Raw genomic sequence first — 25,590 nt, 5'->3', positions numbered from 1 at the left:
TCAGCGCCGACCCGCCCGCGTACTCACATCCACCCACACCGCCAACACCAAAATGCTGCCTTTCACAATCATCTGCCAGTAACTGTCCACGTCCAGCATCGACATGCCGTTGTCCAGGCTGGTAATCACCAGCGCCCCCAGCAATGCGCCATATACCGTGCCGGAGCCGCCGCGCATTGATGTGCCGCCGATAAAGCAGGCAGCGATGGCGTCCAGTTCGCCCATGTTGCCCGCCGACGGTGAGCCCGCCGCCAAACGTGCGGTGTTGACCAGGCCGGCGAGGGCGCACATGACGCCCATGATGCCGAAGATCCACAATTTGACCGCCTGCACGTTGATGCCCGACAGCCGCGTGGCTTCCATGTTGCTGCCCACCGCATACACGCGGCGGCCGAATACGGTCTGGCTGGTGACGTAGCTGAACACGCCGAGCAGCACTAGTAACAGCAACACCGGCACGGGAATGCCGTCGTAGCTGTTGAGGGTGGTAACGAACCCGGCCAGCACTGCGCCGATCACCACCACCCGCAGCACGTCGCGCATCAATGAGTGCGCGGCCAGCCCATGCAGTGCGCGGTTGCGTCGTTGTTTCCAGGTCAAGAAGAGTGTGAGGGCAAACAGCAAAAGCCCCAGCCCAACCCCCACGGTATGCGGCAGATAGCCCTGGCCCACATACACCAGCGATGGCGACACTGGCGCGATTGTGGTGCCGCCGGTGATCCCCAGCAGAACCCCGCGAAACGCCAGCATGCCGCCTAAGCCGACGATAAACGACGGGATGCGCAGGTAGGCCGTCATATAGCCGTTGGCCAGGCCGATCATCAGGCCGCACAGCGCCACCAGGCTCACATTGGCCAGCAGCGGAATGTGGTAGACCACGTCCAGGATCGCCGCCAGCCCACCCAGCAAGCCCAACAATGAACCCACCGACAAGTCGATCTCGCCGCTGATAATCACCAGCACCATGCCGCAGGCCAGGATGCCGGTGATGGACATCTGCCGCAGCAGGTTGGACAGGTTACGCGGCGTGAGGAAGCCGCCCTCGGTCTGCCAGCTGAAAAACAGCCAGATCACCGCCACGGCAATCACCAGGGCGAGCATTTTGTAGCGGGTGAACAGCTGTTTGACCTGATTCATCTACGCGGTTTTCCGATTGTTATTGTTTTGGCTGAGCGCGGCGGCGAGGACCTGTTCCTGGGTGAGCCCCTGGTTGATGAAGTCGCCGCGCAACTGACCGTCGCCGATTACCAGCACGCGGTCGGACACCCCCAGCACTTCGGCCAGTTCCGAGGACACCATGATGATCGCCACGCCTTCGGCGGCCAGCGCCCCCATCAGCTTGTAGATTTCATACTTGGCGCCCACGTCAACCCCGCGCGTGGGCTCGTCGAGGATCAGCACTTTGGGCTGGGTCATCAGCATTTTCGCCAGCACGGCTTTTTGCTGATTGCCGCCGGACAGGCTGGTGATCGGCAAAAACGGGCTGGCGGTCTTGAGATGCATGCGCGTGATCTGCCGGTCGATACTGCCCAGCTCGGCCTCGGCGTCGATGCGGGTCAGGTGCGCGTAGGTGTCGAGCACCGCCAAGGTGATGTTCTGGCCCACGCCGAGATCGGGGATGATGCCTTGGCGCTTGCGATCTTCGGGCACCATGCACAACCCGGCGCGGATCGATTTGAGCGGCGTGCGCGTATCGATCAGCTCGCCGTCCAGCCACACTTCGGCGCTGTAGCGGCCGGGGTAGGCACCGAACAGGGCTGATACCAGTTCGGTACGCCCGGCGCCCACCAGCCCGGCAATACCGAGGATTTCCCCGCGCTTGAGCGCAAAGGAAATATCGTCGACGCGTTTGCGCTTGGGGTTGTCCAGGTCGTAGCAGGTCACGTGGCGCGCCTCGAACATCACCTCGCCGACGTCATGGGGCTCGGTGGGGTAGAGGTTGCTCATCTCGCGGCCGACCATCTGGGTGATGATGCGCGGGATGTCCATATCGGCCATGGCCGTGGTTGCGATGTGCTTGCCGTCGCGGATCACCGTGATGGTGTCGCACACCGCCGCCACTTCATCGAGTTTGTGGGAGATATAGACGCAGGCCACCCCCTTGGCCTTGAGGTCGCGGATGATGTCCAGTAGCACCTCGATTTCCGAGCGGGTCAGGGCCGAGGAGGGCTCGTCGAGAATCAACAGGCGCGCCTGTTTGTTCAGGGCCTTGGCGATTTCCACCAGTTGCTGGTAACCGCCGCCGTACTGCGACACCGGTAGCGCCACGTTGATGTCCGGCACTTTGAGTTCACGCATCAAGGCTTCGGCGCGGTGCAGCATCGCCGGGTAGTTCATGCGTCCACCCGGCAAGGTCAGCTCGTGCCCCATAAAGATGTTTTCGGCCACTGACAGATCGGGCACCAGGGTCAACTCCTGGTGGATGATCACAATGCCGGCGGCCTCGGTTTCGCTGATGGACTGCGCCTTGAGCGGCTGCCCATCCCAGAGGATTTCCCCCTCCCAGGTGCCGTGGGGATAGACCGCCGACAGCACCTTCATCAAGGTAGATTTACCGGCACCGTTCTCGCCGCACAGGCCGACACATTCCCCCGGCCGCACCTTGATGTCGATACCGTTCAGCGCGTGGACACCGCCAAAGGTTTTGACGATGCCGTTCATTTGCAGCAGGTAGTCGGCAGCCATGACGGTCATTGCCCGCCGATCTGCTCTTTGGTGTAGAAACCGTCCTTCTCCAGCAGGTCGATATTGGCCTTGGTCAGTGGAGTGGGCGTGAGCAGGATGGTGTCGACCTTCTTGCTGCCGTTGTCGTATTGCGAGCTGTAGGTGGGCTTCTCGTTACGCGCCAGTTGCACCGAGAGCTTGGCCGCTTCGGTGGCGATCAGCTTGAGGGGCTTGTACACGGTCATGGTCTGGGTGCCGTCGATCACGCGTTTAACGGCGGCGAGGTCGGCGTCCTGGCCGGAGATCGGCACCTTGCCCGCCAGTTTCTGCGCGGCCAGGGCCTGGATCGCACCGCCGGCGGTAGCGTCGTTGGAGGCGACAATCGCGTCGATTTTGTTGTTGTTCCGGGTCAGGGCGTTTTCGACGATGCTCAGGGCTTCGGTGGGGTTCCATTCCTTGACCCACTGCTGGCCGACTACCTTGATATCGCCCTTGTCGATGGCCGGTTGCAACACCTTCATCTGGCCTTCGCGCAGCACCTTGGCGTTGTTATCGGTAGGCGCGCCGCCGAGCAGGAAGTAATTACCCTTGGGCGCCGCCTGCAGCACGCCGCTGGCCTGCATCTCGCCGACTTTTTCGTTATCGAAGGAAATGTAGGCGTCGATGTCGGCGTTGAGGATCAGGCGGTCATAGGACACCACCTTGATCCCGGCCTTCTTGGCTTCGGCGACCGCGTTGGTCAGAACCGTGGCGTTGAACGGCACGATCACGATCACATCGACGCCACGGGAAATCAGGTTCTCGATCTGGGAAATCTGCTTTTGCTCGTTGGCATCGGCGGACTGCACAAAGACTTTGGCATCGAGTTTTTCCGCTGCTGCCACGAAATAATCGCGGTCGCGGGACCAGCGCTCCAGGCGCAGGTCGTCGATGGAAAAGCCGATTTTCGGATGGGCCGGGTCGGCCATCACCGGCAGGGCGAGCAGGGCCAGGGCGGTGGCGAGCAGGGTACGTTTGAATGACTTCATGGTGGTGCGTCCTTTTATTGTTGTTGGAAAGACACTGGGTGAAGACTTTAGGCGAACACTATAGGTGTGGCTAACCGGCGTGTCGTGGTAAGCCGGGATTCTGTGGTGAACAGGACTTTTGTGGTGAATGCGCTTGTGAGGGGCTCACCACAATAAGCCCGCTCACCACTCTGTCACCGATAAATAAACCGGTTGACCACCCCCTCCAGCATCTCTTGCCGACCACTCACGGCCTGCGGGTTCAGCCCGTGGGCAAACGCATGTTCGGCCAGGGATTCCAGGCTGAACTCACCGGCCAGCACGGCTTGGCCCAACGGCTGTTGCCAGCCTGCGTAGCGTTGGTCCTTGAACTGCTGCAACCGATCGTTCTGCACCATGGCCGCCGCGCGTTCCAGCGCCAGGGCCAGTACATCCATGGCGCCGACATGGCCGTGGAACAGGTCGATTTCGTCGAGGCTTTGGCGGCGTACCTTGGAGTCAAAGTTATAACCGCCGTTCTTGAAGCCGCCAGCCTTGAGGATTTCATAGGTGGCCAGGGTCATTTCCTCGACGCTGTTGGGGAACTGGTCGGTGTCCCAGCCGTTCTGCGGGTCGCCACGGTTGGCGTCGATGCTGCCGAAGATGCCGAGGGACACGGCGGTGGCGATTTCATGGTGGAAACTGTGCCCGGCCAGGGTCGCGTGGTTGGCTTCGATATTGACCTTGATCTCATGCTCCAGGCCGTATTCGTGCAGGAAGCCGAACACCGTGGCGCTGTCGTAATCGTATTGATGCTTAGTCGGCTCCTGGGGCTTGGGCTCGATCAGCAGGTCGCCCTTGAAGCCGATCTTGTGCTTGTGCTCCACCACCATGCGCATAAAGCGCCCGAGTTGTTCGCGCTCGCGCTTGAGGTCGGTGTTGAGCAAGCTTTCATAGCCTTCGCGACCGCCCCACAGCACATAGTTGGCGCCCTTGAGCCGCAGGGTGGCGTTCATCGCGCTGAATACCTGGGCGGCGGCGCAGGCGAATACTTCCGGGTCAGGGTTGGTGGCCGCGCCGGCCGCGAAGCGCGGGTGGCTGAAGCAATTGGCGGTGCCCCACAGCAGCTTGATGCCGGACTGTTCCTGATGGCGCTCCAACTGATCGACCATCTGCGCAAAGTGTTCGCGGTACTCCTTGAGCGAACTGCCCTCGGGGGCTACGTCGGTGTCGTGGAAACTGTAGTAATCGATGCCCAGCTTGGAGAAGAACTCAAACGCAGCCTCGGCCTTGCCCATGGCCACTTCCATCGGGTCGCCGTTGCGCTGCCACGGGCGCTTGAAGGTGCCGACGCCGAACATGTCCGCACCGGGCCAGACAAACGTATGCCAATAACAAGCCGCCATGCGCAGGTGCTCGCGCATCGGTTTGCCGAGGATCAGTTTGTTGGCGTCGTAGTGGCGAAAGGCGAGGGGGGTATCGCTGTCGGGACCTTCGAAGCGAACCTTCTCGACACCGGGGAAGTACGTCATGGCGTGTTCCTTATTGTTCTGGGCGGTGTCTGGATACTAGCAACGGCACCTGGCTCGCTAATTATGAAAATCACCAAGCGATGGTGCGATTTTGAGTGGCGGGGGCTACCCTGTGGCGACTGGCCTGAGGACAACAACAATGAAAACCCTACCGCCCGTGCACCGCATTGCCTTGCTATTCAACGGCAGCAAAATCTACGACCGTGGCATCATCGCCGGCATCGGTAATTACCTGAGCAGCACCCGCGCATCCTGGGATTTGTTCCTGGAAGAAGACTTTCTGTGCCGGCTCAAAGGCATCGAGCGCTGGCAAGGCGACGGCATCATCGCTGACTTCGATGACCCGCTGATCGGCGAGGCCCTGGCCCACAGCAAGTTGCCGTTGGTGGCGGTGGGCGGTTCTTATGAGGATGCAAGCGCCTATCCCAAGGGTATTCCCTACGTGGCCACCGACAACCATGGGTTGATGAAGCTGGCCTACGAGCACCTGATCGAGGCCGGCTTGACCCGCTTTGCCTGTTTCAGCCTGCCACCGGCCCAGGCCAATCGCTGGGCCCAGGAGCGGGAAAAAGCCTTTCGCCGCTTGATGCAACGCGATGGCCTGAACGTCGAGGTGTATCGCGGCCTGGGCACCAGCGCGCCATTGTGGGACAGCGCGGTGGAACAGCAGATTGCTTGGTTACAGAGCCTGCCCAAGCCCATCGGCATCATCGCCGTCACCGACGCCCGCGCTCGGCAACTGCTGCAAGCTTGCCTCACCGCCGGTATTGCGGTGCCGGAAGAAGTGGCGCTGATCGGCATCGACAACGACCCGCTGACCCGCACCCTCACGCGGGTGCCGCTGAGTTCGGTAATCCAGGGCACGGAAACCATGGGCCGCACTGCCGCCGCGCTTCTTCATCAGATGCTGCACGGCAAACCTTGCGCCGGTACGCAGATTCTGGTGCCTCCGGAGGCAATCAACGTGCAGGCCTCCAGCTTGCATCAGCCTTTGGGCAATCCGTACGTGATGCAGGCGCTGCTGTTTATCCGCCAATACGCCTGCCAGGGCATCAAGACCGCACAAGTGGCGGCCTATGTCGGCGTGTCGCGTTCATCCCTGGAGTCTCACTTTCGCAAGGAGCGCGGGTGCAGCGTGCATGATGAGATCTTGCGCTTCAAACTCGCCGCCGCCGCCAAAGGCCTGGCAAGCCACGAACGGGCGATTGCCGACGTGGCGGCGCAATGCGGCTTCACATCGGCGCAGTACCTGCACACCGTGTTTCGCCGTGAATTTGGTTGTACGCCGCGGGAGTACCAGCGAGGCGAGGAGTGTGCGTTGCCCGTGCCTGATTAGGGCCTGACATACGCTGCTGAACCTGTGTGGCAGGTGGGCTTGCCCTAATGCCAGTCGCCCTACTCAGTATTAACTGAAAAAACCGGCTCAAAATGTGGGAGGGGGCAAGCCCCCTCCCACATGTTCAAGCAGTGCCGGAGCGCACGCAGGCGTTATGGCAAGGCGTAGGCGATCACATAGTCGCCCCGGTCGGTGGACTGGCGCGCGCCGCCGGCAGTCACCACGACGTATTGCTTGCCGGTTTTCGGCGACACGTAGGTCATCGGGCCGCCCTGGCTGCCGACGGGCAGGCGGGCTTTCCAGATTTCTTCGCCGTTGCCGCTGTTGAAGGCGCGCAGGTAGAAGTCCTGGGTACCGGCGATAAAGATCAGGCCGCCCTGGGTCGACAGCGTGCCGCCGAGCGTCGGCAGGCCGATCTTGATCGGCAGGTGCATACGGATGCCCAGCGGACCGGTGTCTTCCACGGTGCCCACCGGCACTTGCCAGGCGATTTTCTGCGTTTTCATATCAATGGCGGTCAGGGTGCCGAACGGCGGCGCCTGGCAGGGGATACCGGCCACCGACAGGAAGCGGTTTTTGTTCACCGCATACGGCGTGCCCTTGAGCGGTACTGCGCCCATGCCGGTGTTCAGCGCTTCGCCACCGGACGCGGCCTGGGCCTTGTTCTGCGACGGGATCATCTGGATCCACAGGCCCAGGCGCATGTCGTTGACGAAGATAAAACCATGCACCGGGTCGGTGGAAAGACTGCCCCAGTTCATGCCGCCCAGGGAACCGGGAAAGCTCAGGGATTTATCCGTGCCCGGCGCGGTGTACAGGCCGTCGTAGCGCATGCCCTTGAAGTCGATGCGGCACAGCAACTGGTCATACGGGGTGGCGCCCCACATGTCCGATTCCCTCAGGGTTTGCGCGCCGATCTGCGGCATGCCCACGGATTTGGGTTGGGTTGGCGAATAGGGTTCGTTGGGGATATTGGCGGCCTTGACTGGCACGTCCTTGACCTCGGTCAGCGGCTTACCGGTGGCGCGGTCGAGCACGTAGATTTGCCCGGCCTTGGTGCCGATGACCACGGCGGGTACGGCCTTGTCGCTGCCCGGCGGGGTGAAGTCGATCAGGCTCGGCTGCATCGGCAGGTCGAAGTCCCACAGGTCGTTGTGGACGGTTTGGTACACCCACTTTTCGGCCCCGGTGGAGGCGTCCAGCGCCAGGACGGACGCGCCGTATTTATGGTTGAGCGCGGTGCGCTCCACGCCATAGATGTCGGTGGACGAACTGCCCATCGGCAGGAAAACCGTGTTCATCTGCGGGTCGTAGGACATCGGCGCCCAACTGTTGGGCGTGCTGCGCACATAAGTGCTGCCAGCGGCCGGCGCTTGTTTGTCGTCGGGGTTGCCCGGGTCGAAGGCCCAGCGCATGTGCCCACTGATTACGTCGAAACCACGGATCACGCCGCCGGGCATATCGGTCTGCACGTTATCGGCGACGCGGCCACCGACCACTACGGTGGTCCCGGCGATCAGCGGGGCGGAGGACAGTTGGTAGTAACTGTCCGGCACATTGCCGAGGCCGGCTTTGAGGTCCACCTGGCCATGGGTGCCGAAGCCTTCGCAGAACTGGCCGGTGTCGGCATCCACGGCAATCAGGCGCGCATCGATGGTGTTGGTCAGCAAACGGCGCTGGCACTGCGCACCGGCTGGAACGCTGGCGGCGATGATCGGCGAGCTGTTGGGTTGGGTCGGCTGGGCGATGGGCGCGCTGGCGTCGAAATAAGCCAGGCCCCGGCATCGTTGCCAGACTGCCGACTGCGCGTTGATCTGGTTTTTCCACAGCTCTTTGCCGGTGTCGGCGTCCAGGGCGATCAGGTTGTTGTGGGGCGTGCAGATAAACACCTTGTTGCCGATCTGCAGGGGTGTCAGTTGGTCTTCGGCACCGTTGCCGTCGCTGATGGCCACATCGCCAGTGCGGTAGGTCCAGGCCACTTTGAGCTTGTCGATGTTGTCGCGGTTGATCTGATCCAGGGCGGCAAAGCGGCTGCCGCCCTCAGTGTTGCCGTAGTGCGCCCAGTCTTTCTGCGCCTCGGCCGGCACCACCGGCGTGACACCCGGGCCCGCACCCGTTGGCGCCACGCTCGGGTGCGCGACAAACATATTGCCCGCCGCCACCGCCACGCCCACCGCCAATACCGCCGCGACACCATACGCGCCGCGCGCCGGCTTGCTGGCCAGCAGCGGATACGCCAGCGCCACCACCAGGCCGATCACTGCGAACATGAACAATCGCGAAAACAGCGGCCAGAACACCAGCCCCACCTCTGCCACCGCCCACACGGCAGTGCCGATCAGAAACGCGGCGAACAGCCACGCGCCGGCCGGTTTGCGACGGGCAATCAACAGGCCGGCAACCGCCATGGCCACACCGCCCAGCAGGAAATACCAAGAGCCACCGAGGCTGACCAGTTTGGCGCCGCCGACGGCCAGCGCAAGGCCGAGCAGGGCGATGATCACGCCCAGGCCCAGCAGGAAGAATCTAGAGACGCCAGCGGCGCGCGATGCTCGTTTCATGTCGAAAGGACTCGAGTGAGAGAGGGCAGAGGCGCAATGTTAGCAAGACAAGTAACTAGTTAGTACATTTTTGCTTGGCAGTTGAATTTAATGGCCATTGCGAGGGCTCGGGCATGAAAAAGCCGCTTGTTCCGTCAGAAACAAGCGGCTTTATTGATCGCCTTCGGTGCTTTGGCTAGAACTTGAAGCGACCCACCAAGCCTTTGAGCTGAGCGGAAATATCGGTCAAACGGCCCGAGCCGGTCTGTGCCGAGTGTGCGAAGCCTTCGACCAGTTGCGCATCGGCATGGATCTGCGCGATGTGGCGGTTGATCTCTTCGGCGACTTGGTGCTGCTCTTCGGCGGCGGTGGCGATCTGGGTGTTCTGGTCGCGGATCGAGTCCACCGAGCCGCGGATCTTGTCGAAGCTGTCGCGGGCCTGCTGGATGCGTTCCACGCTGGTATGGGACACCAACAGGCTGCCTTGCATCTGCTGCGTGACTTCCTGGGTGCGGCGGGCGAGGTTGCCCAGCAGGCTGTCGATCTCGCCGGTGGAGTCGGCGGTGCGGCGGGCGAGGGCGCGGACTTCGTCGGCGACCACGGCAAAACCGCGGCCCTGATCGCCGGCCCGGGCGGCTTCGATGGCGGCGTTGAGCGCCAGCAGGTTGGTCTGTTCGGCAATCGAGCGGATGGTATCCAGGATGGTGTTGATGTTTTTACTGTCCTGCTCCAACTGCTGCATGGTCTGGGTCGACTTCTGCAAGTCTTCACTGAGCCGCAACACGCTGCCGGTGGCTTCGCCGATATGTTGCTGGCCGTCATGCACGTCGCGGTAGCCTTCGTCGGCGCTGGAAGCGGCGGCGCTGCAAGAGCGTGCGACTTCGTTGGCGGTGGCCACCATCTCGTTGAACGCGGTGCTCACCAGTTCCACTGCTTCGCGCTGGCGCCCGGCGGCCTGGTTCATATTGTTGGCCACTTCGCTGGTGTCGGCGGCGGCGCTCTGCAGATCGGAGGATGCGTTACCGATGCGCTGCACCAGTTGCGCGATCATGCCCAGGAACTGGTTGAACCAGCCGGCCAGGGTGGCAGTTTCGTCTTTGCCCTGCACCTTGAGTTGACGGGTAAGGTCGCCTTCACCTTCGGCGATTTCCTGCAGGCCGTCGGCCACGCCGCGAATCGGCCGCACGATGACGCTGGCAAAGCTGGCACCGACAATCGCGAACACCACCGCCAGGGCTGCGGCGATGGCGGCGATCAACCAGGTCAGGCTGGTGGCGCCGGCCATCACTTCGTCGCGCTTGATCAGGCCGATAAAGCGCCAGCCCAGGTCTTTGGAACTGACCACGTTGGCCATATAGGCCACGCCGTCGATGTCGATCTGGGTCACGCCGTCGCCGCGTTTGGCCAATTCGGCGTAGTTGGGGCCCAAGTCGGCCAGAGGCTTGAAGTTGTGCTTGGCATCGCTGGGGTCCACCAGCACGTTGCCGTTGCCTTCCACCAGCATCAGGTAACCGCTGTCACCGAGCTTGATGTTCTTGACCAGTTCGGTCAGTTGCTTGAGCGACACGTCCAGGCCCACCACGCCCAGCACATTGCCGCTGGTATCGGCCACGGTATGCACGGTGCCGATCAGCACCACGTCGTCCGGCGCCCAGTAGTACGCGCCAGTGCGCACCGTGGTGCCAGGCGCGGCAACCGCCGCCTTGTACCAGGGGCGTACGCGCGGGTCGTAGTTGGTCAGCTTGGCGTCGTCGGGCCAGCTGGCGTAGCCACCGTCGGCGAGGCCGAGGGACAGGTAGGCCGTGGTGGGATGGCTCTTGGCGAATTGATCGAAGATCGCCAGCAGCTCTTTATTGGTTGGGGTCAGCGGGATTTGCGCAGCGTCGGCACTGGCATAGCTCTTGAGATCTTTGGCCGCGACCACGCGCGGGTCCTTGGCCACGTACTCGACGTTCTGGCTGATGCCGTCGAAGAACTGCTTCATGCCATTGTCGATCTGGCGGATTTCCCGTCCGCTGCTGTCGAGGAAATTGGCCTGAGCCCCCTCGCGCAGATTCAACACTACCAGTACCGCTACCAGGATGACCGGCACGCACGCGATAGCCGCGAACGCCCAGGTCAGCTTCTGCTTGATATTCATGACTTTCACCCGCGGGTATTTATAGTTTTGGCAAGGCAAACAGTAGTGCTGAGCGTCGCAGGGGTTGTTATGAAGGGTGGGTCCTTGCGTACGTACCCTCTTTATCGACCGAGAGGGCACGCACTTTAGGGCGCGTAGGTGGGTTCAGCCGATCAAATTGTCGGCCAGGGTGTCGCGGCGCATCGATTGCAGGTTTTTCTCGATGGTTTCGCAGATGGCTTCCATCTGGATTTGGTGTTCGCTGGAGCGGAACGGGCTTTGCAGGTCGGTGCCGATGCGTTCGATAGCCAGCAGCATAAAGCCCACCACCGTGGAGGCCAGCGGGGTGAACCAGCCCAGGGATTCCACCAGACCCACCGGTACGATCAGGCAGAACAGGGTGATAAACAGACGCGGGAAATACACGTAGGGGTAGGGCAGCGGCGTGTTGGCGATACGCTCCATGCCGCCCTGGGCGTTGGACAGGTCCACCAGGGTCGATTCCAGCCGCGCCAGGCGAATGCTGTCCAGATGCCCGGCCTTGTATTCGCGGGCCAGTAACGCCGCCGAACCGGTAAGGATGTCATTGGCGAAATTATTGGTCGCACCGTTGCGCGCAAACTCATCGGCAGGGATGAACGCGCGCACTTCATCGGGGCACGGCTGGCCCCGCAGGTGCGCGGCCAGGCAGTTCACATAGGCCACATGCCGGCGCAACAGCGTGGATTTGATCGGGTTGACCTCACTGCCCGGGTCGTCCAGCAGGGTCAGCACCTGGCGCGCAAAGCTGCGCGAATTGTTGACCATCGCGCCCCACAACGTGCGGGCCTCCCACCAGCGGTTATAGGCGCTGCTGTTGCGAAAACTGATCAACACCACGAGTGCCGAGCCCAGCAGGGTCAGGGGCATCAGCGGCAGGTTGATCTTGGCTGTGAGAAACAGCATGAAGTCCACCGTCACGGCGACGTCCCACAGCAACAGCCAGAACAACGACCAGCCGACGTAGCCCATGGTCTTGATGACCAGGCGGTACTTTTTGATGATGGCGGCTTTCAAATGACAACCTCGCGGCGAACGGTAAGCAACAGTGCCTTAGCTCGGACGCCGACAAGCCCGTTAGGTTCGCCGCAACCTGAAACGTTTAAGCCGCCGGGCGCAACAATTTTGGTAGCGATGGCAGCAGGTTTGAGATCGCGGCCTGGCTGAATGTGTGGCACGCCTGCTCACTTGTCAGCCTCTAAGAGTTGTGTAGATACCTATGTATGCTGAGTCAAACCTTCGAGAGTGAGCCCCTATGAAGATCGGCGTAATTTCCGATACCCACGGCCTTCTTCGGCCCGAAGCTGTGGCGGCCCTGCAAGGTTGTGAGCAGATCGTCCATGCGGGCGACATTGGCAGTGCCGACATTATCGAGCAACTGGCCGGCATCGCGCCGCTGCATGTGGTGCGTGGCAACAATGATCAGGATGCGCCATGGGCATGCCAGGTGCCTGATCATCTGCACATTACGCTCAACGGCTGCCCAACTTTGCTGGTGCATGACGTCGCCGATGTCCCGGCATTGCTCACGCCTCACACGCGCCTGGTGATCACCGGGCATTCGCATAAACCGTTGATCCAGTGGCGCGGTGAAATCCTGTATGTAAACCCAGGCAGCGCGGGGCGCCGGCGTTTCAAGTTACCGGTGACGCTGGCGCTGCTTGAAATAGACGAGGGCACTATCGACGCTCGCTTGGTGTCACTGCTGGAGTGAAGCGGCTTATTGCTGGGCAAGAATGGACGCGAGCAAACCAGGAAAGCGGCTTTCAAGCTCATCCCTGCGTAACGAGTTCATATGGGTGGTGCCCACGCTGCGGGTATTCACCAGGCCGGCGTCGCGCAGCACGCGGAAGTGGTGGGACATGCTCGACTTGGGCCGCCCGCCATCCAGTTCGCCGCAGGTGGCTTCTGGCACGCCGGCCAGGCATCGGACGATCTCCAGGCGCACCGGATCACTCAGGGCGTAGAGCACGCGTTCGAGTGTGAGGTCTTGCAGGGGAGGGTGTTTGAAGGCTCGCATGAAACGAATCATAACAGGGGGGTATCGCTGAATACTATTGTTCGATTACCATCGAACTATCGAATCAGTCACCTGCTCTTGGAGTTTACGATGTCCGCTCTATTCGAACCCTTTACCCTTAAAGACGTCACCCTGCGCAATCGCATCGCTATTCCTCCAATGTGCCAATACATGGCCGAAGACGGCATCGTCAACGATTGGCACCATGTTCACCTGGCAGGCATGGCGCGCGGCGGTGCGGGACTTTTGGTAGTGGAAGCCACCGCAGTGGCCCCGGAAGGCCGTATCACCCCAGGCTGTGCCGGCATCTGGAGCGATGCCCACGCCGAAGCTTTTGTGCCCATGGTCAAAGCCATCAAGGCCGCAGGTTCGGTGCCAGGCATCCAGATCGCCCACGCCGGACGTAAGGCCAGCGCCAATCGCCCGTGGGAAGGCGATGACCATATCCCTGCTTCCGACGCCCGCAGTTGGGAAACCATCGCGCCGTCTGCGATTGCGTTCGGTGCCAACCTGCCCAACGTGCCGCGCGCCATGACCCTGGAGGACATTGCCCGGGTCAAACAGGACTTCGTCGATGCCGCGCGCCGTGCCCGCGACGCCGGTTTCGAGTGGATCGAACTGCACTTCGCCCACGGCTACCTGGGCCAGAGTTTCTTCTCGGAACATTCCAACCAGCGCACCGACGCCTACGGCGGCAGCTTCGACAATCGTAGCCGCTTCCTCCTGGAAACCCTGGCCGCTGTGCGTGAAGTCTGGCCGGAAAACCTGCCGCTGACCGCGCGTTTTGGCGTGATCGAGTACGACGGCCGTGACGAGCAGACCCTCACCGAATCCATCGAACTGGCGCGTCGTTTCAAGGCCGGCGGCCTGGACTTGCTGAGCGTCAGCGTCGGTTTCACCATTCCGGACGCCAACATTCCGTGGGGCCCGGCTTTCATGGGGCCGATTGCCGAACGTGTGCGGCGGGAAGCCGGCATACCGGTGACCTCCGCGTGGGGCTTCGGCACCCCGCAACTGGCTGAAGGCGCGTTGCAGGCCGGTCAGCTGGACCTGGTGTCGGTGGGGCGCGCGCACCTGGCCGACCCCCATTGGGCGTATTTCGCCGCCAAAGAATTAGGCGTGGAGAAATCCGCCTGGACCTTGCCGGCGCCTTATGCGCATTGGCTTGAGCGCTATCGCTAAGGTCCTGGCGAGGTAATGGAAGCCACTCAATCGAGTGGCTTTTTTACGTCCGGCCATTGAGCTGATACACAGCGGATACACGAAAAATAACGAATGAGAATAGATATCAAACACGAATGACTTGATATACCATTCGCGGCGAATTCTTGGCAGGTTTGCCGTCCCATCTGGCTCATTCACTAGGCTGAACACCCATGCGTCGTACGCTGATTTCCCTGTGTGTCCTTCAGGCGTTTTCCCCTTTTACCTGGGCGCAGGAGGTCACCACGCCATCCGCCAGCCTTGAGTTACAAGCGACCACGGTCACTGGCGAAGGGGATTACGAGACGGCGCAAGGTCCCGTCAAGGGCTACCACGCCACGCGTTCGGCCAGTGCGACGCGCACCGACACCGCCATCCACGAAACACCGCAGTCCATCAGCGTGGTGTCCAAGGACGTGGTCGAAGACCTCGGCGCAACGCGCCTGCAAGATGCTCTCGACTACGCCGGCGGCGTAGGCCGCGCCAACAACTTCGGCGGGCAGGGCCTCACCACGTTTACCGTGCGCGGCTTCACCACCGGCGAGTTCTACCGTAACGGCTTCCCGATCAACCGTGGCTACCCGAACATGCCGGACGCCAACACCATCGAGCGCCTGGAAGTGCTGCGCGGCCCGGCCACCATGCTGTACGGCCGTGGCGATCCGGGCGGCACCTTCAATGTCGTGTCCAAGCAACCGCTGGCCGAACGCACGGTGACCCTAGGCAGCCAGTTGAACGACCAGGGCATGCAGCGCGGCACGCTGGACGCCTCCGGCCCGCTGGACGAAGAAGGCCGCCTGGCCTATCGCCTGAACGTGGTGGGCGAGGGCGGCGACACCTTCCGTGATCATGTGTCGACCGAGCGCTACGGCGTCACCCCGGTCCTCACCTGGCAGGCCAACGATGACACCAAGGTGATCTTCGAAGGCGATTTCATGCGCAATAACCATCCGCTGGACCGTGGCCTGACGCGCTTCCCCAACCAGGCCGGCACGCCGTCCCGCGACACGTTCTGGGGTGACAAGGACGTGGGCAAGCTGCACAACGACAACAACATGGCCCAACTGCGTTTCGAGCATATGCTCAACGACAGCTGGACGTTGGGGGGTGGGTTTCAGTGGTTGGATGGGACGTTGCAGGGGAATGCCATCGAGGCTAACGGCCCCGGTAGCCTGAGCGCCGACGGCCGCACGCTGCAACGCAACTTCAACTACCGCAAGCTGGAATGGACCGACAAGGACTACCAACTCAATCTGACCGGGCACTTCTCCACCGGCGGCCTCGATCACACCTTGCTGACCGGCATCGAGTACGAGGACTACGATTACCAGTCGATCATCCAGCGCTCCAGCGCCGCCGCCGGCACCTACCCGATCGATATCTTCAATCCGGTCTACGGTCAGACACGCCCGCCGCTGACGCGCACGCCGACCCACGACAAAGAAAACCTCAAGACCTACGCGGCTTTCGTGCAGGACCAGGTGTCGCTGACCGAGCGCTTGAAAGTCCTGGCTGGTGCGCGTTTCGAGCGGTTCGAGCACGACTACGAAAGTTATGTGACGGGTGTCAAACCGTGGCAGGCCGCGGACAACGCCGTGACTCCACGGCTGGGTGTGATCTACGACCTGACCGACACCGTCGCCGTCTACGCCGACGCCGCACGCTCGTTCAAGCCCAACACCGGTGCCAGCCGTGAAGGCGGAGGTTTCGCGCCGGAGAAAGGCAAGTCCTACGAAATGGGCATCAAGTGGGAGGCCCTGGACCGTCAGTTGAGCGTTGACGCGGCGATCTACCAGATCGAGAAGAAGAACGTGCTCACCACCGATCCCGTGGATTCCACCTTCAGCGTCGCCGCTGGCCAGGTCCGCAGTCGCGGTTTCGACCTTAACGTTGCCGGCAATCTCACCCCCGAATGGCGCGTGATCGGCGGCTATGCCTATGTGGACGCCGAAGTCACCCGGGACAATACCTTGCGCAGTGGCACGCGCTTGCTGAATATCCCGCGTAACAGCTTCAGCCTGCTCAACGTCTACGAATTCCAAGACGGCGCACTAAAGGGCCTGGGCCTTGGCGCCGGCGGTAAATACGTCGATGAACGCGCGGGCCAGACCGCCAACAGCGCGTTTTCCATGGGCGCCTACACCGTCGTCGACCTGCTCAGCTACTACAAGGTCAACGACAAGATCCGTCTTAACCTGGACGTGAAGAACCTGTTCAACCGCGAGTACGAAGAGGGTGCGTTCGGCAATATCTACGCGTACCCCGGCGCGCCGCGTACGGTGCAGGTCGGCATTGCCTACACCTTGTAACGCCGTCTTGTCGGCTTGCAATGGCATATGGGCGTAACCAGATAGTTGGAGCTAAGTGTGGGAGCGGGCTTGCTGGGTTGAGGCTTGCTGTGGTGAGCGGGCTTGCCCCGCGCTGGGCCGCGAAGCGGCCCCATTCCAGGCGATGTGGTTTAGCTGACACACCGAGGTGCCTGGGTTTGGGGCCGCTTCGCAGCCCAGCGCGGGGCAAGCCCGCTCACCACAGATTTATTTCAGCCTTTGAAACGTGTGTAGATATCTATGGCTATCGGGGCCAAATGCACCGAGTTGCCGGGTGATGGCCCAGAGGAATTTAACTGTGGGAGGGGGCTTGCCCCCGATGGCGGCCTGACAGCCGACCAGGAAGTTGGGTCAAACCGAGTACATATCCGTTGCTGCGTTCACGGCGGCTAAGCCGGCATCCCTGCCGGCTTACCCCCCAAATCAATGCCGAATTCCGGCCAGCGTGGTTAACGGGGCGCCTGAGATCAAAAGCAAAGCAAGAGCAAGAGCAAGAGCAAGAGCAAGAGCGGCTCGCTTCGCATCGTGGTTAGGGTTGGCGGCTGCATATCTTCGGTGACATAGCCTGAGAACATGAGGTTCTCGTGGTGAGCAGGCTTTCTGGGGGGGCCGGGCTTGCTGTGGTGAGCGGGCTTGCCCCGCGCTGGGCTGCGAAGCGGCCCCATTCCAGGCGATGTGGTTTAGCTGACACACCGAGGTGCCTGGGTTTGGGGCTGCTTCGCAGCCCAGCGCGGGGCAAGCCCGCTCACCACAGAGTTATTTCAGCCTTAAAACCTGTGTAGGGATCTATGGCTATCGGGGCCAAATGCACCGAGTTGCCGGGTGGTGGCCCAGAGGAATTTAACTGTGGGAGGGGGCAAGCCCCCTCCCACCTGTCCTTTCACTTGGCTTTAGAGCGGGGTGAGTACATTCATTACCGTATCCAACGCCACCCGCGTGTCATCCAACTGCACCAGCGACGCATGCCGCGCGCCCAGGGCATCGCGGTTCTGGATGGCGGTGAGGATGGCTTTATGCCGAGGCAGGCTCAGGCCCTGGATGTCGGGGCGGCGGTTGGTGATGTTGATCGATTCGCGCAACGGCAGCGACAGCATGTTGCACATATATGCCAGCAGGTCGTTGCGGGTGGCGTCGGCGATGGCGCGGTGGAAGTCCAGGTCGGCCTGTAGCAGCTGTTCGTGGGTCTGCGCGGTTTCCATGCCGTGGTAGGCCTTTTCGATGATGGCGATGTCATCGTCGGTGGCGGTGCTCGCGGCCATGGCGGCGATTTCCGGTTCGAGGATGCGCCGCACACCGGCCAGGGTGTTGAAAAACTCGCTATGGGGCGTGGACTGCATCAACCAGGACAGCACGTCCGGGTCGAGCAGGTGCCATTTGAGCCGTGGCCGCACCACCGCACCCACCCGTGGCTTGGAGTACACCAGGCCCTTGGCACTGAGCACGCGGGTCGCCTCGCGCAACACCGAACGGCTGACCTTGTACTCCTCGCAAAGCGTGGCCTCCATGGGCAGGCGTTCTTCTGGCTTGAAGCGACCGGAAACGATGTGCATGCCCAAGTCCTGGACGATCTGGGCATGCATGCTCTTGCGCGGCTTGGACGGCTGGTGATCCATAACGGGCGGGATGCTCTGGCTTAAATTCGCGGCATCATAGCATCCCAATTAGTGGGAATGCCGTGGGACTTCCGCTCCACGGCAACCCACCAGAAAGTCAAAGTCGCAGCCTTGGTCCGCTTGCAGCACATGGTTGATGTATAGCTGGCGATAGCCGCCGACGATCAGGTCCTGTGGCGGCTTGAGGTCGGCCATGCGCGCTGCCAGCTCGGCGTCGGAAATGTCCAGGTGCAAGCGGCCGTTGGCGCAGTCCAGCTCGATCCAGTCACCTTCCTGCACCGTGGCCAAGGGCCCGCCGGCGGCGGCTTCCGGTGCCACATGCAGCACCACGGTGCCGTAGGCCGTGCCGCTCATGCGCGCATCGGAAATGCGCACCATATCGGTCACGCCCTGGGCCAGCAGCTTGGCCGGCAGGCCCATATTGCCGACTTCGGCCATGCCTGGGTAACCCTTGGGACCGCAGTTTTTCATGACCAGGATCGAGTTGGCGTCCACCTCCAGCTCCGGGTCGTTGATGCGCGCCTTGTACATGTCGAAGTTCTCGAATACCACCGCACGGCCGCGATGCTGCATCAATTCCGGGCTGGCCGCCGACGGCTTGAGGACTGCACCGAGCGGCGCCAGGTTGCCGCGCAGCACGCAGATGCCGCCGTCGGCGCGGATCGGGTTATCCAGAGTGCGGATCACTTCGTCCTGGCCGTAGATCGGCGAATCCTGGGTGTTTTCGCCCAGGGTCTTGCCGTTGACGGTCAGCGCGTTCGGGTGTGGGATCAGGTTGGCTTCGCCCAGGCGACGCAGCACCGCAGGCAGGCCGCCGGCGTAGTAGAACTCTTCCATCAGGAAACGCCCGGAGGGCTGCAAGTCCACGATAGTCGGCATACCGCGACCGATGCGGGTCCAGTCGTCCAGTTCAAGGTCCACGCCGATACGCCCGGCAATGGCTTTAAGGTGGATCACCGCGTTGGTCGAACCGCCGATGGCCGCGTTGACCCGAATCGCGTTTTCAAAGGCTTCTTTGGTGAGGATCTTCGACAGGCGCAGGTCTTCACGCACCATCTCCACCGCACGCATGCCCGACATATGCGCCAGTACATAACGGCGCGCATCCACTGCAGGAATCGCGGCGTTGTGCGGCAGGGACGTGCCGAGGGCTTCCGCCATGCAGGCCATGGTCGAGGCGGTGCCCATGGTGTTGCAGGTGCCCGCCGAACGGGACATACCGCCCTCGGCCGCGAGGAAATCATCCAGGGTGATGGTGCCGGCCTTGACCTGCTCACTCAGTTGCCACACCACCGTGCCCGAACCAATGTCCTGGCCCTTGTGCTTACCGTTGAGCATCGGCCCGCCCGTCACCACGATCGCCGGTACGTCGCAACTGGCGGCGCCCATCAGCAGGGCCGGGGTGGTCTTGTCGCAGCCGGTCAGCAGCACCACGCCGTCGATGGGGTTGCCGCGAATGGCTTCTTCTACATCCATGCTCGCCAGGTTGCGGGTGAGCATGGCGGTAGGGCGCAGGTTCGACTCGCCGTTGGAAAACACCGGGAATTCCACCGGGAAGCCACCGGCCTCGATCACCCCACGTTTGACGTGCTCGGCGATCTGACGGAAGTGCGCGTTGCACGGAGTCAGCTCCGACCAGGTGTTGCAAATACCGATGATCGGCTTGCCATGGAACTGGTGGTCGGCGATGCCCTGGTTCTTCATCCAGCTGCGGTACATGAAGCCGTTCTTATCGGCAGTACCGAACCACTGGGCGGAGCGTAGGCCGGGCTTTTTATCAGACATGATCGATTTCTCTTATTGTATGACTATATGTTCTCTCTGCGGCTAAACATAAGCGCAAAATCTTCCATTTGGAAGTGTTGTTTCGTAAATAGTACTACTATATAGTCGATCTCAACTGAGGTGTGGCCCTGGCGAGTTATCGCGAGAGGCGTCGCCCGAGCTTCTATAAAAACAACAATCGGAGATCGACCCCCATGAGCCAGGAACTGCGGCTTATTCGGCGCATCACGCTGAAACTGATTCCCTTCCTGATCCTGCTGTACCTGATCGCCTACGTGGACCGTTCCGCCGTGGGTTTCGCCAAGCTGCACATGGGCGCCGATGTCGGCATCGGTGACGCCGCCTATGGCCTGGGCGCGGGCCTGTTCTTTATCGGCTACTTCCTGTTCGAGATTCCCAGCAACCTGATGCTCGACCGCTTCGGCGCCCGGCGCTGGTTCGCGCGGATCATGATCACCTGGGGCACCATCACCATCGGCATGGCTTTTGTGCAGGGGCCGCACAGCTTCTATGTGATGCGTTTTCTGCTCGGCGCGGCGGAAGCCGGGTTCTTTCCCGGCGTGCTGTACTACATCACCCAATGGTTCCCGGTGCGCCATCGCGGCAAAATCCTCGGCCTGTTTATCCTTTCCCAACCCATTGCCATGATGATCACCGGCCCGGTGTCCGGCGGCCTGCTGGGCATGGACGGCATCCTCGGTCTGCATGGCTGGCAGTGGCTGTTCATCGTGATCGGCACCCCGGCGATCCTGCTGACCTGGCCGGTGCTGCGCTGGCTGCCGGACGGCCCCAAACAGGTCAAATGGATGAGCGAGGACGAGAAAGCCTGGCTCACCGGCGAGCTGGCCAAAGATCTGCAGGCCTACGGCCAGACCCGTCACGGCAACCCGCTGCATGCCCTCAAGGACAAGCGCGTGCTGTTGCTGGCGCTGTTCTACCTGCCGGTGACCCTGAGCATCTATGGCCTGGGCCTGTGGCTGCCGACCCTGATCAAACAGTTCGGCGGCACGGACCTGGTTACCGGCTTTATCTCGGCCGTGCCGTATATCTTCGGCATCATCGGCCTGCTGATCGTCCCGCGCAGTTCCGACCGTTTGAATGATCGCTACGGCCACCTTGCCGTGCTGTATGTACTGGGTGCCACCGGCCTGTTCTTCAGCGCCTGGCTCGGCGCGCCGGTGCTGCAAATGGCGGCGTTGTGCCTGGCGGCGTTCGCGATGTTTTCCTGCACCGCAGTGTTCTGGACCTTGCCGGGGCGTTTCTTCGCCGGCGCCAGTGCGGCGGCGGGCATTGCCCTGATCAACTCGGTGGGCAACCTGGGCGGTTATATCGGTCCGTTCGTGATCGGCGCGCTCAAGGAGTACACCGGCAACCTGGCCTCGGGCCTGTATTTCCTGTCCGGCGTGATGCTGTTCGGCCTGGTGTTGACCGGCGTGGTCTACCGCGTGCTGGAGCGCAAACATGTGCTGCCAGCCGACCAGTTCGCCGCCAGCGCCCGTGGTGCCACCCGTACTTAATTCAAGGAGAAAGCTGATGCGTTTAGTGCAGTTCGAACTCAATAACGGCGAGCGCCGGGTCGGCGTTGTCGATGGCACCCGGTTACGCGAAGTGCAGGGCGCCGGCAGCGTGCGCGAACTGGCGCTGGCCGCCATCGAAGCCGGGGCTTCATTGCAGCAGCAGGTCGACAGCCTGGGCTTGGGCGACAGCCATGACTACGCCGCGTTGCTCGCCGAACAGAAGATCCTGCCGCCGCTGGACCATCCGGACCCGGCCCATATGCTGATCAGCGGCACCGGCCTGACCCACCTGGGCAGCGCCGCCGCTCGCGACAAAATGCACCAACAGGCCGGCGACGAAGCCACGTTGACCGACACCATGCGCATCTTCAAATGGGGCGTGGAGGGCGGCAAGCCCGCCGTCGGTCAGGCGGGCGTGCAACCGGAATGGTTCTACAAAGGCGACGGCAGCATCGTGGTGCGCCCTGGCCAGGCGTTCCCGGTGCCACCCTTTGCCGAAGACGCCGGCGAAGAGCCGGAGATCGGCGGCCTGTACGTCATCGGCCACGACCGCAAGCCGTATCGTCTGGGTTTTGCGGTGGGCAACGAGTTCTCCGACCATGTCATGGAGCGCAAGAATTACCTGTACCTGGCCCACTCCAAACTGCGCAGTTGCAGCTATGGCCCCGAGCTGCGCGTGGGCGAATTACCCCAGCACCTGGCCGGTACCAGCCGCCTGCTGCGCGACGGCCAGGTGATCTGGGAAAACGAATTTCTCAGCGGCGAGGCCAACATGTGCCACAGCCTGGAAAACCTTGAGTACCACCACTTCAAGTACAGTCAGTTCCTCACGCCGGGCGATGTGCATATTCATTTCTTCGGCACCGCCACGCTGTCATTCGCCGACGGTATACGTACCCAACCGGGGGATGTGTTCGAGATCAGCCAGGCCGAGTTCGGCGCGCCGCTGATCAACAGTGTCGGCCAGGCCGATGCGGTATTCGAACCCGGCAACGTCGTCACCCTTTAAGGAGAGCACCATGACCCAGTTTATCGGCCACAACTACATCGGCGGCCAGCGCAGCGCCCAGGGCAGCACCAAGCTGCACAGCGTCGACGCGGCCACCGGCGAAACCTTGCCTCAGGTTTTCTTCCAGGCCACTCCGCAAGAGGTCGACGCCGCCGCCCAGGCCGCCGCCGCCGCGTACCCGGCGTACCGCGCCCTGAGCGCCGCGCGCCGTGCGCAGTTCCTCGACGCGATTGCCGACGAACTGGATGCCCTGAGTGATCATTTCGTCGAGTTGGTGTGCCGCGAAACCGCGCTGCCGGCCGCCCGCATCAAAGGCGAACGCGGTCGCACCAGCGGCCAGATGCGCCTGTTCGCCACCGTGCTGCGGCGCGGTGACTTCTACGGCGCGCGCATCGACAAAGCCCTGCCGGACCGCCAACCACTGCCGCGTCCGGACCTGCGTCAATACCGCATCGGCCTCGGCCCGGTGGCGGTGTTCGGTGCAAGCAACTTCCCGCTGGCGTTCTCCACAGCCGGCGGCGACACCGCAGCCGCGCTGGCGGCCGGGTGCCCAGTGGTGTTCAAGGCCCACAGCGGGCATATGGCGACGGCCGAATGCGTGGCCGATGCGATCATCCGCGCGGCCGAGGCCACCGAGATGCCCGCCGGCGTGTTCAATATGATCTTCGGCGGCGGCGTCGGTGAAGCGTTGGTCAAGCACCCGGCGATCCAGGCGGTGGGCTTTACCGGCTCGCTCAAAGGCGGTCGCGCCCTGTGCGACATGGCGGCGGCGCGCCCGCAACCGATCCCAGTGTTTGCCGAGATGTCGAGCATCAACCCGGTGATCGTGCTGCCCCAGGCCCTACAGGCACGGGCAGACACCGTGGCCCGCGACCTGACCGCCTCGGTGGTGCAAGGCTGCGGCCAGTTCTGCACCAATCCGGGCCTGGTGATCGGTATCGCCTCGCCCGAATTCAGCGCATTCACCCAGCAAGTGGCGCAGTTGATCGGCGAGCAACCGGCGCAAACCATGCTCAACGCCGGCACTTTGAGCAGCTATGGCAAGGGCCTGGAAAAACTCCTCGCGCACCCTGGTATCCAGCACCTGGCGGGCAATGCCCAATCCGGCAATCAGGCCCAGCCGCAGCTGTTCAAGGCTGACGCCAGTTTATTGATCAACGGCGATGAGGCACTGCAGGAAGAAGTCTTCGGCCCCACCACGGTGTTTGTCGAAGTCGCCGATCAGGCCCAGCTCAGCGCCGCATTGCAAGGCCTGCATGGGCAACTGACGGCGACGCTTATCGGCGAGCCGGGCGACTTGCAGCAGTTCGCCGAACTTACGCCACTGCTGGAGCAGAAGGTCGGGCGCATTCTGCTCAACGGCTACCCGACCGGGGTGGAGGTCTGCGACTCGATGGTGCATGGCGGTCCGTACCCGGCGACCTCCGATGCCCGTGGCACTTCGGTCGGCACCCTGGCCATCGATCGCTTCCTGCGTCCGGTGTGTTTCCAGAACTACCCTGACAGCCTGCTGCCCGATGCGCTGAAAAATGCCAACCCGCTGCGTATCCAGCGCTTGGTGGACGGCACGCCGTCGCGCGATCCGCTGTAAACACCCAACCCGCGTCCAGGAGGCTATATGTCGTTGAGCGCAGTGACCGCACACCGTGCGCAGTTGGGGGAGGGCCCGTTCTGGGACGGTCCGACCCAGGCGTTGTATTGGGTGGATATCGCCGGCAAACAGGCGCTGCGCCTGATGGATGGGCAACTGCGCGTGTGGCGGATGCCCGAGCATGTCTCGGCGTTCATCCCCTGCGAACGCGGCGATGCGCTGGTGACCTTGAGCAGTGGCGTCTACCGCCTGGACCTGGCCACCGAGGCCCTGACCCTGCTGTGCCAGGCCGATCCGCACCCCGGCAACCGTGGCAATGAAGCGCGTTGCGATGCCCAGGGGCGGCTGTGGTTGGGCACCATGCAGAACAACATCGGCGAGCAGGGTGAGGACCTGCCGATCACGCGGCGCTCCGGCGGCCTGTTCCGCGTGGACGCCGACGCCACGGTCACGCCATTGCTGCAAGGGTTGGGTATTCCCAATACCTTGCTGTGGAGCGACGACGGCAGCCAGGTGCACTTCGGTGACAGCCTGGACGGCACGCTTTACCGGCACGGCATTTCGGCCAATGGCCATCTGGAGTCGCCCACGCTGTGGTTCGGTCCGCATCCGCGTGGCGGGCCGGACGGCTCGGCGATGGACGCCGACGGTTATATCTGGAACGCCCGCTGGGACGGCGGTTGCTTGCTGCGGCTGACGCCCACGGGCGAGGTGGATCGAGTCATCGAGCTGCCGGTCAGCCGCCCCACCAGTTGCGTGTTTGGTGGGCCCGAACTCACCACTCTGTTTATTACCAGTGCGGCCAGTCCTCTGGATCACCCCTTGGACGGTGCCGTGCTGGCTATCGATGTCGATGTACCTGGCAAACCTTGCCATCGCTTTGCCGGTTAACCCAAGCGCTAACAACAATAACAAGGAGTCACCCGTATGAATCGTCGTCGTGGTATCCGTTCCCTGTGCTGCGCCGCTGTGGCGGTATCGGCCATGAGCTTGAGCGGGCTGGTGCTGGCCGCTGATACAGTCAAAATCGGCTTCCTGGTCAAACAAGCCGAAGAACCTTGGTTTCAGACCGAGTGGGCCTTCGCTGAAAAAGCCGCCAAGGACAAGGGGTTTGAGTTGATCAAGATCGCCGTGCCCGACGGCGAGAAAACCCTGTCGGCCATCGACAGCCTGGCCGCCAATGGCGCCAAGGGTTTTGTGATCTGCCCGCCGGATGTGTCCCTCGGCCCGGCGATTGTGGCCAAGGCCAAGCTCAACGATATGAAAGTCATGGCGGTGGACGACCGTTTCGTCGACGCCAAGGGCAAGT

19 protein-coding genes and 1 pseudogene are annotated in these 25,590 nt (G+C 62.4%); 9 read left to right on the top strand and 11 right to left on the bottom strand.

Annotated features, from left to right (window positions below; translation table 11 throughout):
* The 4 genes from ABX75_RS20160 to xylA form a co-directional block, all read right to left on the bottom strand.
* On the bottom strand, positions 1 to 1,137 hold the full coding sequence (locus tag ABX75_RS20160; protein WP_034097340.1) for a sugar ABC transporter permease: 1,137 nt from the start codon (positions 1,135 to 1,137) through the stop codon (positions 1 to 3).
* Positions 1,138 to 2,694 (bottom strand): D-xylose ABC transporter ATP-binding protein, encoded by a 1,557-nt coding sequence (gene xylG / locus ABX75_RS20155; RefSeq protein ID WP_047882528.1) that lies wholly within the window; start codon positions 2,692 to 2,694, stop codon positions 1,138 to 1,140. It lies immediately after the preceding gene.
* A complete protein-coding gene (xylF, locus tag ABX75_RS20150; protein ID WP_034097344.1) occupies positions 2,691 to 3,692 on the bottom strand; it encodes a D-xylose ABC transporter substrate-binding protein in 1,002 nt (333 codons plus the stop codon). The genes xylG and xylF overlap by 4 nt, the downstream gene beginning before the upstream one ends.
* 173 nt (positions 3,693 to 3,865) lie before the next feature.
* On the bottom strand, positions 3,866 to 5,182 hold the full coding sequence (gene xylA, locus ABX75_RS20145) for a xylose isomerase (RefSeq protein WP_047882527.1): 1,317 nt from the start codon (positions 5,180 to 5,182) through the stop codon (positions 3,866 to 3,868).
* A gap of 139 nt (positions 5,183 to 5,321) precedes the next feature.
* Between xylA and ABX75_RS20140 the strand changes: the two genes are divergently transcribed.
* Complete coding sequence (locus ABX75_RS20140; protein ID WP_047882526.1) at positions 5,322 to 6,518, top strand: DNA-binding transcriptional regulator; 1,197 nt, start codon at positions 5,322 to 5,324, stop codon at positions 6,516 to 6,518.
* Between the two features lie 152 nt (positions 6,519 to 6,670).
* Here ABX75_RS20140 and ABX75_RS20135 read toward each other — a convergent pair whose 3' ends face one another.
* From ABX75_RS20135 to ABX75_RS20125, 4 genes and pseudogenes are all read right to left on the bottom strand, one after another.
* Complete coding sequence (locus ABX75_RS20135) at positions 6,671 to 9,079, bottom strand: glucose/quinate/shikimate family membrane-bound PQQ-dependent dehydrogenase (RefSeq protein ID WP_047882525.1); 2,409 nt, start codon at positions 9,077 to 9,079, stop codon at positions 6,671 to 6,673.
* Positions 9,080 to 9,254: 175 nt separating this feature from the next.
* Entirely contained in the window at positions 9,255 to 10,022 is a 768-nt protein-coding gene (locus ABX75_RS30075) for a methyl-accepting chemotaxis protein (RefSeq protein ID WP_371264003.1), read from the bottom strand.
* Between the two features lie 93 nt (positions 10,023 to 10,115).
* Positions 10,116 to 11,198 (bottom strand): annotated as a pseudogene (locus tag ABX75_RS30070) (cache domain-containing protein); the annotation flags it as partial.
* Between the two features lie 144 nt (positions 11,199 to 11,342).
* Complete coding sequence (locus ABX75_RS20125) at positions 11,343 to 12,233, bottom strand: bestrophin family protein (protein ID WP_034097352.1); 891 nt, start codon at positions 12,231 to 12,233, stop codon at positions 11,343 to 11,345.
* A gap of 238 nt (positions 12,234 to 12,471) precedes the next feature.
* Here ABX75_RS20125 and ABX75_RS20120 point away from each other — a divergent pair, with 238 nt between their 5' ends.
* Positions 12,472 to 12,930: a metallophosphoesterase family protein gene (locus tag ABX75_RS20120; RefSeq protein WP_034097353.1), complete on the top strand. Its 459-nt coding sequence runs from the start codon at positions 12,472 to 12,474 to the stop codon at positions 12,928 to 12,930.
* Between the two features lie 6 nt (positions 12,931 to 12,936).
* Here the strand turns inward: ABX75_RS20120 and ABX75_RS20115 are convergent, their stop codons facing one another.
* Entirely contained in the window at positions 12,937 to 13,236 is a 300-nt protein-coding gene (locus tag ABX75_RS20115; RefSeq protein ID WP_047882561.1) for a helix-turn-helix transcriptional regulator, read from the bottom strand.
* A gap of 90 nt (positions 13,237 to 13,326) precedes the next feature.
* Here ABX75_RS20115 and ABX75_RS20110 point away from each other — a divergent pair, with 90 nt between their 5' ends.
* Positions 13,327 to 14,418: an NADH:flavin oxidoreductase/NADH oxidase gene (locus ABX75_RS20110; protein WP_034097355.1), complete on the top strand. Its 1,092-nt coding sequence runs from the start codon at positions 13,327 to 13,329 to the stop codon at positions 14,416 to 14,418.
* Between the two features lie 194 nt (positions 14,419 to 14,612).
* Positions 14,613 to 16,748, top strand: coding sequence for a TonB-dependent siderophore receptor (locus ABX75_RS20105; protein WP_034097357.1), 2,136 nt, complete (start codon positions 14,613 to 14,615; stop codon positions 16,746 to 16,748).
* 908 nt (positions 16,749 to 17,656) lie between these two features.
* Here the strand turns inward: ABX75_RS20105 and ABX75_RS20100 are convergent.
* On the bottom strand, positions 17,657 to 18,379 hold the full coding sequence (locus ABX75_RS20100; protein ID WP_047882524.1) for a FadR/GntR family transcriptional regulator: 723 nt from the start codon (positions 18,377 to 18,379) through the stop codon (positions 17,657 to 17,659).
* A 48-nt stretch (positions 18,380 to 18,427) separates the two neighbouring features.
* Positions 18,428 to 20,164 carry an IlvD/Edd family dehydratase gene (locus ABX75_RS20095; protein ID WP_034112990.1) on the bottom strand — a complete coding sequence of 579 codons (1,737 nt, stop codon included), beginning with the start codon at positions 20,162 to 20,164 and terminating at the stop codon, positions 18,428 to 18,430.
* Positions 20,165 to 20,358: 194 nt separating this feature from the next.
* Between ABX75_RS20095 and ABX75_RS20090 the strand changes: the two genes are divergently transcribed.
* The 5 genes from ABX75_RS20090 to ABX75_RS20070 form a co-directional block, all read left to right on the top strand.
* On the top strand, positions 20,359 to 21,681 hold the full coding sequence (locus ABX75_RS20090; protein WP_047882523.1) for an MFS transporter: 1,323 nt from the start codon (positions 20,359 to 20,361) through the stop codon (positions 21,679 to 21,681).
* A gap of 16 nt (positions 21,682 to 21,697) precedes the next feature.
* The gene (araD1, locus tag ABX75_RS20085) at positions 21,698 to 22,690 is read left to right on the top strand and encodes an AraD1 family protein (protein ID WP_040267945.1); all 993 of its coding nucleotides are present in this window, start codon (positions 21,698 to 21,700) and stop codon (positions 22,688 to 22,690) included.
* Between the two features lie 10 nt (positions 22,691 to 22,700).
* Entirely contained in the window at positions 22,701 to 24,281 is a 1,581-nt protein-coding gene (locus ABX75_RS20080) for an aldehyde dehydrogenase (NADP(+)) (RefSeq protein ID WP_034096885.1), read from the top strand.
* Between the two features lie 27 nt (positions 24,282 to 24,308).
* Entirely contained in the window at positions 24,309 to 25,172 is an 864-nt protein-coding gene (locus ABX75_RS20075; protein ID WP_047882522.1) for an SMP-30/gluconolactonase/LRE family protein, read from the top strand.
* A gap of 36 nt (positions 25,173 to 25,208) precedes the next feature.
* Positions 25,209 to 25,590, top strand: a 382-nt coding sequence (locus tag ABX75_RS20070; protein WP_047882521.1) for a substrate-binding domain-containing protein, incomplete at its 3' end; no start/stop codon positions are given.

The sequence above is a fragment of the Pseudomonas sp. ARP3 genome (assembly GCF_001029595.1).
Lineage (GTDB): Bacteria > Pseudomonadota > Gammaproteobacteria > Pseudomonadales > Pseudomonadaceae > Aquipseudomonas > Aquipseudomonas rhodesiae.
The sequence above is the reverse complement of the archived record's forward strand: the minus strand, read 5'-3'. Positions and strand labels throughout refer to the sequence as shown.

Bases quoted from the DNA above. Each gene is read 5' to 3' on its own strand.
- ABX75_RS20160 (WP_034097340.1), bottom strand. From the start codon at position 1,137: ATGAATCAGGTCAAACAGCTGTTCACCCGCTACAAAATGCTCGCCCTG.
- xylA (WP_047882527.1), bottom strand. From the start codon at position 5,182: ATGACGTACTTCCCCGGTGTCGAGAAGGTTCGCTTCGAAGGTCCCGAC.
- xylG (WP_047882528.1), bottom strand. From the start codon at position 2,694: ATGACCGTCATGGCTGCCGACTACCTGCTGCAAATGAACGGCATCGTC.
- ABX75_RS20090 (WP_047882523.1), top strand. From the start codon at position 20,359: ATGAGCCAGGAACTGCGGCTTATTCGGCGCATCACGCTGAAACTGATT.
- ABX75_RS20075 (WP_047882522.1), top strand. From the start codon at position 24,309: ATGTCGTTGAGCGCAGTGACCGCACACCGTGCGCAGTTGGGGGAGGGC.
- ABX75_RS30075 (WP_371264003.1), bottom strand. From the start codon at position 10,022: ATGAACCAGGCCGCCGGGCGCCAGCGCGAAGCAGTGGAACTGGTGAGC.
- araD1 (WP_040267945.1), top strand. From the start codon at position 21,698: ATGCGTTTAGTGCAGTTCGAACTCAATAACGGCGAGCGCCGGGTCGGC.
- ABX75_RS20120 (WP_034097353.1), top strand. From the start codon at position 12,472: ATGAAGATCGGCGTAATTTCCGATACCCACGGCCTTCTTCGGCCCGAA.
- ABX75_RS20100 (WP_047882524.1), bottom strand. From the start codon at position 18,379: ATGGATCACCAGCCGTCCAAGCCGCGCAAGAGCATGCATGCCCAGATC.
- ABX75_RS20140 (WP_047882526.1), top strand. From the start codon at position 5,322: ATGAAAACCCTACCGCCCGTGCACCGCATTGCCTTGCTATTCAACGGC.
- ABX75_RS20110 (WP_034097355.1), top strand. From the start codon at position 13,327: ATGTCCGCTCTATTCGAACCCTTTACCCTTAAAGACGTCACCCTGCGC.
- ABX75_RS20135 (WP_047882525.1), bottom strand. From the start codon at position 9,079: ATGAAACGAGCATCGCGCGCCGCTGGCGTCTCTAGATTCTTCCTGCTG.
- ABX75_RS20105 (WP_034097357.1), top strand. From the start codon at position 14,613: ATGCGTCGTACGCTGATTTCCCTGTGTGTCCTTCAGGCGTTTTCCCCT.
- ABX75_RS20115 (WP_047882561.1), bottom strand. From the start codon at position 13,236: ATGCGAGCCTTCAAACACCCTCCCCTGCAAGACCTCACACTCGAACGC.
- ABX75_RS20095 (WP_034112990.1), bottom strand. From the start codon at position 20,164: ATGTCTGATAAAAAGCCCGGCCTACGCTCCGCCCAGTGGTTCGGTACT.
- ABX75_RS20080 (WP_034096885.1), top strand. From the start codon at position 22,701: ATGACCCAGTTTATCGGCCACAACTACATCGGCGGCCAGCGCAGCGCC.
- xylF (WP_034097344.1), bottom strand. From the start codon at position 3,692: ATGAAGTCATTCAAACGTACCCTGCTCGCCACCGCCCTGGCCCTGCTC.